13 protein-coding genes are annotated in these 13,282 nt (G+C 51.3%); 6 read left to right on the forward strand and 7 right to left on the reverse strand.

Going from position 1 to position 13,282, the window contains the following annotated elements; translation table 11 throughout:
- The first annotated feature begins 41 nt into the window (after nucleotides 1-41).
- From ACTRXD_RS07470 to ACTRXD_RS07495, 6 genes are all read left to right on the forward strand, one after another.
- Entirely contained in the window at nucleotides 42-986 is a 945-nt protein-coding gene (locus tag ACTRXD_RS07470) for a histone deacetylase family protein (protein ID WP_442431206.1), read from the forward strand.
- A gap of 4 nt (nucleotides 987-990) precedes the next feature.
- A complete protein-coding gene (locus ACTRXD_RS07475) occupies nucleotides 991-2,313 on the forward strand; it encodes a hypothetical protein (protein ID WP_442431207.1) in 1,323 nt (440 codons plus the stop codon).
- An 11-nt stretch (nucleotides 2,314-2,324) separates the two neighbouring features.
- On the forward strand, nucleotides 2,325-3,194 hold the full coding sequence (locus ACTRXD_RS07480; protein ID WP_442431208.1) for a sulfurtransferase: 870 nt from the start codon (nucleotides 2,325-2,327) through the stop codon (nucleotides 3,192-3,194).
- A 74-nt stretch (nucleotides 3,195-3,268) separates the two neighbouring features.
- On the forward strand, nucleotides 3,269-3,625 hold the full coding sequence (smbP, locus tag ACTRXD_RS07485) for a small metal-binding protein SmbP (protein ID WP_442431209.1): 357 nt from the start codon (nucleotides 3,269-3,271) through the stop codon (nucleotides 3,623-3,625).
- 69 nt (nucleotides 3,626-3,694) lie between these two features.
- On the forward strand, nucleotides 3,695-4,495 hold the full coding sequence (locus tag ACTRXD_RS07490) for a nitrilase-related carbon-nitrogen hydrolase (RefSeq protein ID WP_442431210.1): 801 nt from the start codon (nucleotides 3,695-3,697) through the stop codon (nucleotides 4,493-4,495).
- A 384-nt stretch (nucleotides 4,496-4,879) separates the two neighbouring features.
- A complete protein-coding gene (locus ACTRXD_RS07495) occupies nucleotides 4,880-5,641 on the forward strand; it encodes a helix-hairpin-helix domain-containing protein (protein ID WP_442431211.1) in 762 nt (253 codons plus the stop codon).
- Nucleotides 5,642-5,850: 209 nt separating this feature from the next.
- On the opposite strand, the gene ACTRXD_RS07500 is transcribed toward ACTRXD_RS07495, so the two are convergent.
- The 7 genes from ACTRXD_RS07500 to ACTRXD_RS07530 all read right to left on the reverse strand — a co-directional run bounded on the left by ACTRXD_RS07500 (nucleotide 5,851) and on the right by ACTRXD_RS07530 (nucleotide 13,194).
- A complete protein-coding gene (locus ACTRXD_RS07500) occupies nucleotides 5,851-6,600 on the reverse strand; it encodes an ABC transporter ATP-binding protein (RefSeq protein WP_442431212.1) in 750 nt (249 codons plus the stop codon).
- Complete coding sequence (locus ACTRXD_RS07505; protein WP_442431213.1) at nucleotides 6,593-7,879, reverse strand: FtsX-like permease family protein; 1,287 nt, start codon at nucleotides 7,877-7,879, stop codon at nucleotides 6,593-6,595. The genes ACTRXD_RS07500 and ACTRXD_RS07505 overlap by 8 nt, the downstream gene beginning before the upstream one ends.
- Entirely contained in the window at nucleotides 7,876-9,363 is a 1,488-nt protein-coding gene (gene lysS / locus ACTRXD_RS07510; RefSeq protein WP_442431214.1) for a lysine--tRNA ligase, read from the reverse strand. Before lysS ends, ACTRXD_RS07505 begins: the two co-directional genes overlap by 4 nt.
- Before the next feature lie 121 nt (nucleotides 9,364-9,484).
- Nucleotides 9,485-10,607 (reverse strand): peptide chain release factor 2 gene (prfB, locus tag ACTRXD_RS07515; RefSeq protein ID WP_442431215.1). Its coding sequence is split into 2 segments (ribosomal slippage): nucleotides 9,485-10,537 and nucleotides 10,539-10,607, totalling 1,122 coding nucleotides; the frame shifts between segments, so codons are not numbered across the junction.
- Between the two features lie 20 nt (nucleotides 10,608-10,627).
- Nucleotides 10,628-12,256, reverse strand: coding sequence for an apolipoprotein N-acyltransferase (gene lnt / locus ACTRXD_RS07520; protein ID WP_442431216.1), 1,629 nt, complete (start codon nucleotides 12,254-12,256; stop codon nucleotides 10,628-10,630).
- A 211-nt stretch (nucleotides 12,257-12,467) separates the two neighbouring features.
- Nucleotides 12,468-12,659 carry a 50S ribosomal protein L28 gene (rpmB, locus tag ACTRXD_RS07525; protein ID WP_312646448.1) on the reverse strand — a complete coding sequence of 64 codons (192 nt, stop codon included), beginning with the start codon at nucleotides 12,657-12,659 and terminating at the stop codon, nucleotides 12,468-12,470.
- 292 nt (nucleotides 12,660-12,951) lie between these two features.
- Nucleotides 12,952-13,194: a hypothetical protein gene (locus tag ACTRXD_RS07530; RefSeq protein WP_442431217.1), complete on the reverse strand. Its 243-nt coding sequence runs from the start codon at nucleotides 13,192-13,194 to the stop codon at nucleotides 12,952-12,954.
- Between the last annotated feature and the right edge of the window lie 88 nt (nucleotides 13,195-13,282).

Here is a 13,282-nt window from a genome sequence, read left to right on the forward strand (position 1 = left end):
CTTTAGCATGATTTCCTTTTCAAGTTTGGGAGTTCTGTAGCATGGGACGTGTTGGATACGTATCTCATCCGGCCTATGAGCTCCATGAAATGAGCAGAAGCCATCCGGAGTCACCTGAACGGCTTCGTGCGATACGCGCACAATTAGAGAGTTCGGGAACGTGGTCCCGGCTGCATCAGGTTGCTCCACGACGGGCCGATCTGAAATGGATCGAACTCGTCCACGACTCATCCTATGTGGAGAGTCTTAAACGACGCTCCCCCTCAACCGGGTATGTCTCCCTGGATCCTGATACGTCGATGTGTCCGGGAACGCTGGAGGCCGCTTATCTGGCAGTCGGCGGGGGGTTGGCGGCGGTGGATGCGATTATGAACCACGACATTGATCAGGCGTTTTGCGCCGTGCGGCCTCCCGGGCATCACGCGGAGGCGGATCGAGCGATGGGGTTTTGTTTCTTTAATACCGTCGCGATTGCCGCCCGCTATCTTCAGCAACAATATGGACTACAGAGAATTATGATTGTGGATTGGGATGTGCACCATGGTAATGGCACGCAACAGGCTTTCTATGACGATCCCACAGTCCTTTTTTTTAGTACCCACCAGGCTCCATTTTATCCCGGGACGGGCCGGGCAACGGAAACCGGGGCGGGTCAAGGGAAAGGTCTGACTATCAATGTGCCGCTCTCCGGAGGACAAGGGGATGAGGAGTATCGCGAAATATTCCAGAAGGTCTTGGTCCCAGCCGCCGAACATTTTCAACCTGAATGTATTCTGATTTCCGCCGGATTTGACGGTCACCGGGATGATCCATTGGCGAGTATGGCCTTAACGGAGCAAGGGTATGCCGATATGACAACGATTGTCTCGAAGATTGCAAAAACATTTGCAAGTGGGCGAATTGTGTCATGTTTGGAAGGTGGGTATCACCTCAAGGCGTTGGCGGGATCCGTGGACCGTCACCTCAAGGCTCTGCTGGATAATTAACGCGATGAAATCAAAGCGATCATGGGGAGGAAAAGCGTGGTTGTTGCTCCTGTTGGTGCTGGGGGTAGGGATCTACATTTTTTATACGGAGATTCGTCCCACCGTCATATTCGGCTTACGGGAGGATTACGCGAAACCCATTCCTTATCAACAGATTCCAGTGGGATTGCAGAGCTTGAAAGCGGAGGAATGTGGAAGTTGTCATGTCGAAATCTACGAAGAGTGGAAATCCAGTATTCATGCCAAGGCCTTTCACGATCCGTTCTTTCAAGCCTATTGGAAAAAAGATGACAATATCTGGGTCTGTTTGAATTGCCATACGCCATTGGAAAATCAGCAACCGACTCTTATTCAAGACCTTCCCCGTGGGCGTGTCGAAAAAGCCATTCAAATTCCTAATTACCGGTACGATGCGGAGTATCAACAAGAAGGGGTGACGTGCGCAGCCTGCCATGTTCGCGATGGGAAGATTCTCGGTCCATATGACGATTCGGCAGCGCCGCATCCCACACAATTTGATCCTTCCTTCAGAACGACCCAAGTCTGTTATCGCTGCCATAATGTGGTTTCGGGACCCATGCAATTTTACAATGCAGGGCCTTGTGGCACGTATCCTGAGTATGAAGGCAAGTTTTTCATGAAGGAAAAGGGACTGATTTGTCAGAGTTGTCATATGCCGGAAGTCGAGCGGCCGGTAGCCAAGGGGGGCCCTATCCGATACGGTCGACGACATCTTTGGCGGGGAGGTCATGATCCGGACATGGTCAAGCGAGCGGTCGCTGTCCAAGTGCAGGCAGACCCTCCGACACCCCAACCGGGTGACGATGTTAAATTGACGTTGACCCTGATTAATGCAGGGGCTGGGCACAAAATCCCGACAGGGGACCCTGACCGGTTTTTTACTGTGGAATTTACGGTGCGCGATTCGAACGGCACGGTGGTGCATGAGCAATCTGATACCATGGGCCGTTGGATCCTCTGGCAGCCCGTGATTGTGGAAGTATACGATAACCGATTGCTGCCCCTGGCCAGCCGGGATTATTCCTTTGAATATGAAATCCCGGAACATGAAAAAGGGTGGATCGTTCAGGCGCGGATTCGGTATCATATTCAGACGGATAGTCAAAATCAGATGTTGAGAGATCAGTATGGTCTGACGGCTGATGATCCATATGTCTTTACGATCTATGAACGGGAGTACCCCTTGGATGCGACCCTGTCTGCGGTTGTACAGGATCAGGAACCCGATCTTCGGGTAGGGTGTAAGGCACCGTCCGATGGGCTTACTCCTCATCCCCCGGCAGATACGTCTTCACTTCATTCATAAAGGAAAGCACTGTGGCCGAAAATTTTTTCATTGATACCGAATCACTTGCCCAAAATCTGGGCCGCGAAGACTTGGTCATTCTTGATGTACGAGGTCGCGCCGCCTATTCCACACATATTCCCGGTGCCGTTCACAGCACATGGCATGAGTACAGCGATCCCTCAGCCGTGGCAAAGGGGGTCTTAGATCCTGACCTTGGGAGAATTGAACAGCGCCTTCGAGCGCTCGGTATTAACCAGTCAAGTGACGTGGTTATTTACTGCAATCCCTTCGATAATTGGGGTGATGAGGGACGCATGTTCTGGATGTTGACGTATCTGGGTCATTCAAGTGTCCGAATACTGGACGGTGGGTGGGTCAAGTGGACTGCAGAGCAGCGCCCCTTTGAACATGAAGCGATTCAACCCAAGCCGGGCGATTTTACAATCAAGGCCAATCCGGACCTCATTGTGAATAAGGATGGATTGAAAAAACTGGTCAAAGGCCCTCATCCGGATACCATCATTCTTGATGCCAGAAGCGTTGAGGAATATGCGGGGAAGGAGATCGATGGGTTGCCTCGGGCCGGCCATATTCCTTCTGCCATCAATATCCCCTGGAACCGGTTTTTACAACCGGATGCCACAGTGAAACCTCCGGAGCAGGTCAAGAAAATATTTGAGGATCACGGGCTACGGGACAATCAGGAAATCATGACCTATTGCTTGGGTGGGGTGCGGGCGGCTTGGGTCTTTTGTCTATTGCGATACGTCGGGTTTCCACGAGTGAAAGTCTACCCAGGGTCATGGTGGGAATGGTCCCGTGATTTCGCGGCACCGGCGGAAAAAGACGTGAAGTTGTTATATCGGGTCACCAATCAGGATCAAATGAGATCATCTTGATCTTGTGTGTGAGGGATGAGAGGATATTTGAAACTCTCAGCTCAATATTATTTACTTTTTCAAGGAGGTCAGGGATGAAAAAGCAAGCGGTTGTTGGGGGAATTGGTCTGTTCGCGATTCTGGGGTTACTGATTGCGGGGTCGTGGGGGTCTGTCGCCCTTGCAGGAGCCAATCCACATGTGGCTGAAGCAATTGCCCATGCTGAGGGCGCTGCCGATCACGGCGGACAGGGACATGCTGATGCGTTGGTTGAGCATGCACAAGAAGCCTTGACTCACGCCCAAGCTGCTCAAAAAGACGTGAAAAATCCTCATTTAGACGAGGGGGTTCACGAACTCATGGAAGCGGTGGAACATGGGAAAGCCGGTCATGCCGATGTCGGGACCAAACATGCGAAGAGCGCCGTGATGCATTTGAAAGAGGTTAAGTAATCATAAAGCCTTAATCTGATGAAGAAGCGGGTAGAGTCCATCTCTGCCCGCTTTTTTTGTGGGGTGGTGATGTCCAAGATCAATGGAGGGTATTTTCAATTTTCTCCAGGGTTTGGAGAAATTCAACGCAATCTAGAGACGATTCTGCGCGCCATCCATCGCTTTGAAGGGCATCTCCTTGTTTTTCCTGAACTAGCCCTTTCGGGATATCAATTTCTTTCAAAAGACGAAGTTCGGGAGTTGGCAGAGGAAATTCCTGCTGGCTCCACCATCAAAGCATTGGAAGAGGCCGTTCGGGGCCGTGATCTGCACGTTGTGGTCGGGTTGGCTGAACGGGACCTTGACCGGTTATATAATTCGGCCGTGCTGATCGGACCGAGGGGGTATATCGGGACTTATCGCAAAACCCATTTATTTTTTGAGGAAACCCTCTGGTTTGATCCTGGAGATACGGGATTTCTTGTCTGGGATATTGGTAAGGCTAAGGTGGGGCTTCTCGTCTGTTTTGATTGGTTTTTCCCTGAAGCTGCAAGAAGTCTGGCCATTAAAGGCGCCGATATTTTATGTCACCCCAGCAATTTAGTGTTGCCTTATTGTCCTGATGCCATGGTGACGAGATGCTTGGAAAATGGGGTGTTTGCCATAACAGCCAATCGAGTCGGTCGGGAGCAGCGCGGGGAAAAACCCGCATTGCCATTTATTGGCATGAGTGAGATTGTGGCCCCCAATGGACAGATTTTGTGTCGCTCTTCCCTTAAAGACGAAGAGGTTGGTCTGTACGCGATGGATATGGCGGAAGCCCGCGACAAACGAATCAATCCTTATAACGATTTGCTCAAAGACCGACGCCCTGAATGGTATGTCATGTAATCCGTAAGTAGGGGAGTGTTGAATAATAATAATTTCCAAGGGCATATACCCACAGGCACGTTGCCTATTAGAGAGAGGCCTCGGGGCAGTTCAAAAAAGTTCGTCCAGTCCTGCCTTGAGTCATGCCGAAGGGAAGGCCGCCGTCATTTTTACGCGCAGAGCATACTTCCAGTACGTGAGCACGGAAAAATGGCGAGACCGCTTCTGGCGGCTTTTTTCAACAGTCCCAGTAGCGGAATTCACAGGCCAGGGCGCCGCTAGGCTTGACATAACCGTGAGGATGCCATAAATCCTGAAATAAGGGTGTAAACCCAGGAGCCGGACAGGGGCAGGAAGAGTTTCTCAAGGATGAATCTTTCTATTGGCAGGGACGAGGAGGATATTATGAACAGGTGGTTGGTTATTGCGGTCGTACTTCTGTTGGGATTGCCAGGGTGCATGGTTTCGAAGTCGAAATATGAGGCATCGGTGGCGGATATGGAGTCGGCCAAGGCTGAGTTGGAAAAAAGCCGGATGCATCAGGAAGCCCTTGAAGAACAAATACGCAATTTAAAGGGGCTGAACGAAAAAGTTTCCACAGATCTGGAGACGATGACTACTGAGGTGCAACGGATTAAAGAAGGGCGAAAAAATGAGCACACCTTATTGGAAACGCGTGAGCGGGAATTAGATCAGGAAAAAGAGCAGCTCACGTCCAAATTGCGTGTGGTCGTGGACCAATATCAAAAAGTAAAAGCCCAAAACAAAGCCCTGAAAGAGACCGTGTTGCGCTATCAGAAGGAACTCAAAGATACCCGTGAATCTTCCATAGGAAGTACTGCCGGAGTGATGAAGTCCTCGGAGAAGCCTGACATGCCCAAGACCGAAATTTCCCCGTCAGTGAATTCCAGCCCGATCGTTTCGTCCAAACCACCTGTGCCCAAGATTGTGACGCCCCCAACCCTGCCTAAAATCGGAGGGGATTTAGTCAATATTAATAAGGCGCCGGTGAGTGATCTGGTGTTGACGCTGGGGTTAACTCGGGAGGTAGCTGAGGAAGTGGTTTCAAACCGGCCTTATCGGCTCCGTGGCGAACTTGTGGCGAAAAACATCATTCCCAAGACCACATTTGATGAGATAAAGGACCGTATCACGGCTTCTCCGTGATTGTGAAAAATGCCGCCAGCGGTGGTCTCGTTGCCTGACCGAGCTCACGTCCTTCTTCGTACGCTCCGGTCGTCCAAGCAGCTGCGGCCTTCCCTTCGGCATGACTCCGGTCAGGACTGGACGGGCATTTTTAACCACTCCCAGCATTCCTTAACAAGGGGAACTTCATCGACAGAGGTGGAGTTCCCCTTGTTTTTTGTGGTGTAGTCTTACGACCTGTCCGTCGCGGTTGAGCGATCCGTCAGACAGCGATCCTCGATAATTTGTCCATCCTGCAGTTGAATCAGGCGGTCGGTCTGAAGGGAGAGTTTTTCGTTGTGGGTCACAATCACGAAGGCTGTTCCATGGGTATGATTGAGTTTTCGTAAAAGCTCAAATAATTCATCACCGGTATGCGTATCCAGATTGCCTGTCGGTTCATCCGCCAACACCAGGTCAGGGTGCCGGATTAAGGCTCTGGCCACGGCGACACGCTGCTGCTCTCCTCCTGATAATTCCCCAGGTTTATGGTGCAGACGGTGAGAAAGCCCCACTTCAGACAGGAGAGATTTTGCGGCGTCCATGGCCTGCTGTTTGGGAATTTTTTGAATGAGCGCCGGAAGATAGGTGTTTTCCAACGCGGTGAATTCCGGAAGAAGATGATGGAATTGAAAGACAAATCCGATGGATCGATTCCGAAACCCCGCTAACGCGGTTTCGCTTACCTGGAACATATTCTTTCCTTCAAACAATACTTTTCCACTTGTCGGGCGATCCAAGGTTCCCATGATGTGGAGCAGAGTACTTTTTCCTGCGCCCGATGCTCCGACAATCGACACCATTTCCTTTCGCGCTAAGGTCATGGAAATGCCGTTGAGGACATGCACCGTCTGCTTGCCCATCTGAAATGAACGACAGAGATTGTCGATAGAGACCAATGGCACCTGGGGCGTGAACTCTGAGTCGGTTGGGTTATTCATAACGAAGAGCGCTGACAGGGTCTAACTTCGCCGCTTGCCATGAGGGGTAGAACGTGGCGGCAAAACTGATCAGGATGGCCGAGGTGGCGACTAACAGTACATCCAATGGCAGGATGTGCACGGGAATGCGGGATATATAATAGACGGAGGCGTCGAAGGTCCAATAGTTCTGAATGAGCCACAAAAAGGTATAGCCGAGAGGGACCCCAATGCCCGTTCCCACAATTCCGATTACCAACCCGTTTAACATGAAAATTCGCATGATGGCTCCTGGGGTGGCGCCCATGGCTTTGAGGATGGCAATTTCCCGTTGTTTTTCGTTGACAATCATCGTCAAGGTCCCCACGATATTGAACGAGGCGACCAGGGTGATCAAGACCAGCAGAAGAAACATCATGGTCTTTTCAAGTTTCAATGCCGAAAACAAATTTCGATTTAGCTGCATCCAATCACGGGCGATAAAGATGTGACCGAGTGTGGCTTCCAAACGTTGGGCAATTTGCTGGGCCAAAAATACGTCATTGACTTTGACTTGAATCCCGGTGACCGTCTCACCGAGATTAAAAAATTTCTGGGCCTCTTCCAGGCTGATGTACGACAATGAAGAATCATATTCAAACATGCCGGATTCGAACACGCCGACAACGGTGTAGGGCCGAATTTTCGGTGTCATGGTCAACGAGGTCATTGGACCGACAGGTGAGACGACGTTGATGGTATCGCCGATAAACACGCCAAGCCGAAAGGCCAATTCCTTCCCCAAAATAATGCCGGGCGGGTTGGAGGGCGCAGGATTGGGGTTGTCCCGACCGGAATCAGGAGATGTCGGTGTGGGTGGGGCAAAAGGGCGGGTCAGGTCAGCCAAATCCCCAAATTTCATGTTGGCTTCTATATCGGTCACGCGTGTTTCCTGCGAGGGCTGAATGCCCCGGAGGATGATCCCTTGCACGGCCGTTTTGGAGGTGACGAGCACTTGTTTGAAAATAAACGGGGCAGCGGCTACCACATCGGGAACGGCTTCAATCTGATCGACCAGGTCCGCATAGCCTTTCATGTCATTGCTGCCTCGTTCCTGGACGATCACATGCGCAGTGGTACCAAGGATTTTCGCCTGGAGATCTTCCTTGAAGCCGGTCATGATGCCAAGTGTGCCAATGAGTGCTGCGACACCAAGCGTGATCCCGGTGATGGAGATAAACGTGTTCAGCGAAATCGTTCGCTGCCGACGCTTGGCCCGAAGATACCGCAGTCCGACTAATATCTCATATGGGAGGGTCACAAAGGCCGATCCGGTCGAAGTTGGGGGAAAAGAATGACATCGCGAATTGAGGCCTGATTGGTGAGTAGCATGACGAGTCGATCAATCCCAATACCTTCTCCTGCTGTGGGAGGCATGCCATATTCGAGGGCTCGAATAAAGTCCTCATCCAGATAATGGGCTTCGTCGTCTCCCGCATCCCGCAACGCCACTTGGGCCTCAAAGCGTTGTCGCTGGTCTAATGGGTCGTTTAACTCAGAGAATCCATTGGCTAATTCCCGTCCACCAATGAAGAGTTCAAATCGGTCGGTCAAGGCCGGGTTGGATTCTTTTTTCCTGGCCAAGGGAGAGATCTCAATGGGGAAATCGGTAATGAATGTTGGTTGAATCAAGGTTGGCTCGACTGTGGCTTCAAAAAGGTTGACAAGGATGTCGACATGGCTGGCTTGCGGCACATAATCAACGCCTAACCGTTTTGCCGCGTCTATGGCTTTCTTTTGGTCGGATAGGACCTCAGGGTCCAACTGGTTGACCTCTACGATCGAATCCAAGTACGGCACCCGGCGCCAGGGTGGCGCCAGAGAAATGCTTTGACCCTGGTATTCCACCATCGGGCCTCCGCATACTTCCAGACTCAAAGTGTGAAACAACTGTTCGGTCAGGTCCATCAGATCATGATAATCTGCATAGGCCTGATAAAATTCCAACATGGTAAATTCAGGATTGTGAATGGTGGAAATGCCTTCATTGCGGAAATTGCGGTTGATTTCAAAGACGCGCCGGAATCCCCCGACAATGAGGCGCTTGAGGTATAATTCCGGTGCCACGCGCAAATATAAGTCTACGTCGAGGGTGTTATGATGGGTCACAAACGGGCGTGCCGTGGCTCCTCCAGGAATGGAATGCATCATCGGCGTTTCCACTTCGAGGTATTCTCGTTCCGTGAGAAACGAACGAATGATATTAATGATCCGACTGCGCGTGCGGAATACCTGGTGTACCGATGGATTCGCAATCAAATCCACATAACGTTGCCGATACCGGGTTTCAATGTCGGTGAGCCCGTGCCATTTTTCCGGAAGCGGCCGTAACCCCTTTGTGAGAAAGTTGAGGCGATGGACTTCTACCGTGAGTTCGTCGGTTTTGGTGCGAAATAGCTTGCCTTCGACTCCGATCCAATCCCCTAAATCGAACGACTGCGAAAGTTCGTAGGACTGATCCCCAAGCAGATCTTTCTTGAGGTAGACCTGGAGACGATGGCCTTCTTCCTGTAAGGCCGCAAAAGCGGCCTTTCCAAAACGGCGCATGGCCACAATGCGTCCGGCCACCGTGCACGAAATCGGTGTGCCTTCAAGGTCTTCTTTGGTCGAGGCCGTATACGATTGAAGAATGGCCTCAAGCGTGTGGGAGGTGGGAAAACGTGTACCAAAGGGATGGAGACCTCCATCCTGAAGCGCGTGGAGTTTTTCCAGCCGTTGTTGTTGTTGTTCGTTCAATTCTTCCATAACTTACATGACTCTACTGGATTCAAAGGGGTGAATATCTCGATGGTCGTCTGGTCAGCACAGGAAACACGAGTATGACGGTGATAATTCATGAAGGCCGAGTCTCGAATGTGGATGCGTGTTAATGGGCCGGCATATGTGAAGCCTTCGAGGCCTTCATGGTTAAATACGCTTCAATAAAAGGGTCCAACCCTCCATCCATGACCGCGGCGACATTGCCTGATTCGTAGTTGGTCCGGTGATCCTTGACCATTTGATACGGTTGGAACACATAGGAACGAATTTGGCTACCCCAGGCGATATCTTTCTTTTCCCCAACAATATTTTGAAATTCAGCGTCTTTCTTTTGCTGTTCCAGCTCATACAGCTTCGCTTTTAACACCCGCATGGCGCCGATCCGGTTTTGCAATTGCGACCGTTCATTTTGGCATTGCACCACGGTTCCTGTGGGAAGATGGGTCATGCGAATTGCGGTTTCCACCTTGTTTACATTTTGCCCGCCCGCGCCACCCGCGCGAAAGGTATCGACTTTCAGATCCTTATCATCAATCACAATGTCAATGTCGTCGTCCAATTCCGGATAGACACCCACTGCGGCGAACGAGGTATGCCGACGCTTGTTGGCATCAAAGGGGGAGATGCGAACCAGTCGGTGCACGCCCGCCTCTGAGTGCAGGTATCCATAAGCCAATGGCCCGGCAATGGCCAAGGTCACGCTTTTGATGCCGGCTTCATCGCCGGGTTGCAGATCGATGGTTTCCACTTTGTATCCCCGTTCCTGAGCCCACCGAAGATACATGCGCATGAGCATCTGTGCCCAGTCCTGGGATTCGGTTCCGCCTGCTCCGGGATTAATACTGAGAATGGCATTGTTCTGGTCATGTTCGCCCGATAACAATTGTTCCAATCGCCAGGCTTCCAGCGTGGCCTCAATGTCTTTGATGCCCTTGCTCCATTCGGCTTCTAATTCCGGATCCCCCTGTTGGCCAATCAGATCCAGAATGGCGAGAAGGTCATCCCGTTGCTGGTCGAGTTGGTGAAGGCGTGCGAGTTGGCGTTCGATCTCGGCTTGACGTCGTCCGGCTTTGGCGGCCCGACGGGGATTGTTCCAAAAATCCGGTTGGGAGGTCTCCCGCTCGAGTTCTTCCAGTTCAGTTGTTAGCCGAGGAACGTCAAAGATACCTCCGGAATTCCAGAATGTAGTCGTTGATTTTGTCCATTCGAATGCGAATATCTTCGAGCATGGGCAGCACTCCTCTCGCGGCTATATCGGTGAAGACCGTGGCTTGGGGGTGGAAAGCGGTGTGGTAAACCGACACCAGGTGAACAAAATACCTGTCATTATAACACAACCCCAACTAAAGACATCCCCAAATTGCGTGTAAAAGGTGGGTGATGAGGAACGGAGTGGGAGTAATCCTGTCACCGCCTGTTCCGAGAAAATTGATGTCTGGGAAAGAATGTGTCCGTCCGGGGCAATGAAGCCGGAAATGCCGGTGTTGGCGGCCCGGGCAAACCCTAAGTGATTTTCCACGGCACGAAAAACGACCATACCGAAATGTTGATACGGGGCAGCAGAATCCCCGAACCAGGCATCATTGGTAATCGTGACGAGAAAATTCGCGCCCTCCTGGGCCATCCGGCGAACCAGATCAGGGAAAATCACTTCGAAACAAATAGCCACCCCGAATCTCGGACCACTGCCGGATGGCACCGTTGGGACTTGCATGGTCATGACTCCCTGGCCGGATCTGAAGTCGCCGATCCCTACCACGAGCTTATCCAGAAAAAAGAGAATTGATCGCAAGGGTATGTATTCCCCAAATGGCACAAGATGACGTTTGTCATACCGGTCTGAGGCCCGTCCTTCAGCCGTCACTAGAAAGGCACTGTTATACAAATACGGACGGCCGTCCTGTTGAAATCGAAGTGTGGGGCTGCCAAATAGCAACGAGTTGTGTGTGTCTTTCGCAATATCAAGGACCTGTTTCTGGTAGGCGGGCTCTTGCTCGAAGAGAAAGGGTGTGGCCGCCTCCGGCCAAATGAGCAGGTCGGTATTCTTCCCGGCTTCTTGGCTGAGTGAGGCGTAGCGTCGAAGTGTCTCATCCCGGTAGGCCTCGTTCCATTTAACGGCTTGATCGATATTGGCTTGGACTAACCCAATGGACAAAGTGCGTGCCGAGGCGTCAAGGTGGGCCTGTTCCTGCACCCTCCAGGTTCCATAGGCGAGGACGAGAGTCAGTGCGCACCCAAAGCCTGTCACCGACACCCAGGGCCCTGGTAGGGCCAGGCCCCGTCTTTTGCCGTAGATCCATAACAGGAGAGAGGTCAGAGCAACATTTCCCATGACGAGTAAAAATGAAACCCCATAGACTCCGGTCACGTCGGCAAATTGAATAAGCGGGAGCCATTCGTATTGGGAATAGCCCAAGAGCGCCCAGGGGAACCCGCTCAACGCATGGGTTCGGACAAATTCCAGGGCAACCCACAAGGCGGGAGCTGCCAGCCACACGAGGTTGGGACATGTGTGTTGGAACTTGGCATACCCCCAGCTATAGATGCCCATATATAGGCCAAGATAAGCAGCCAAAAGGAGCATCAACAAGGCACTCATGATGAACGGGACTTGACCAAATTGATGCATGGCTGTGATGACCCACGTCACGGTTCCCGCAAAGGCGATGGTTCCGGCCAGCCATCCAAAATACAAGGCCCGGCTTGGCGGGAGGTCATGAATGATCATGTGGAGGGGAATCAACACCAACCAGGCCAGCCATCCAAGATCAAATGGGGGGAAACTCAGGGGATGAAGAATCCCGATTAAGGCGAAAGCAAAAAAAAGGGCGGCGGTCCTGCGAGTGGGAAAGGATGAAGGTGGAATGGTCTGCCCCACGTTAATAGGGACCAGCGGTCGTTTCCAGGGTCGAGCCCTGCTGATTCATCAGAAGTGGGCGTATTTCAGAATGACACCCAAGGATCAGTTGGAAAATCGGCTGGAAAGGAATGAAGTAATGATGACAGTCGAATAGGTGAATACGATTCAGGGCTACACGAACATCAAATGGGACATACCGTTCACCTCGCATGAACGGCCTGAGAAACGACTAGACGGCTTTTTGAACCAATCCGGACCGCAGGCAACGGGTGCAGACTTTAATGCGTTGTGCCGCACCCTTCACGAGCGCGCGAACCGTCCGGAGATTCGGCCGGAAGATCCGTTTTGTCCTATTATTCGCGTGACTTACATTATTTCCCACTAAGCGGTTTTTTCCGCACACGTCACATGAAAAAGCCATTGTCTTCTCCCTGATATTTAAAATGACCGAACTGTCGATTAGAATCTGTTTGTTACCACAGGTGCTGTTGTACACACAAGTCCCAGAATATCATAGAAGTTTGGTGAGTGGCATCCAGGATATCCTTATCTGGTTGGAATTTTTTGGGACGGATGACAGTTGCACAGGATAATTGAAGGTTAAGAAGGGAAAACTCTTTCCATTCAGAGAACCTGAGGAATTGGTGCAGGCCCTTTTCAGTCCAGTGCCTGAGACGATAGGCGATACCTTGAGTAAACCTATGTAGGTGACCTTAATTGGGAATTAACCGGTCTCTCACTCGTGCTGGGAATTCGCCGAAACCGGCTATCCGGTTTGTCATCTCAATATCGCTGAGCAACTTTGAGGCGATGCTCCCTCCACCAAATCCCACAAAAAAGTTGGGATAACGATCTTGTCTTGTGTGCTTGGCAATTGGTGTTGCCCTGGCATTCAAACGGGCTAATGGCATCGAATAACGAGAATCACGTATCGTATCCTTATATACATCGCACATCTTTCCAGAAAACTGCGTGAGTATCCTCGACGGTCAAATGCAAGTGGAAATCATAAGATCGACCGACTACTAAGTTACGGGCAAGAGA

It is taken from the genome of Nitrospira sp. T9 (assembly GCF_052156535.1).
Lineage (GTDB): Bacteria > Nitrospirota > Nitrospiria > Nitrospirales > UBA8639 > Nitrospira_E.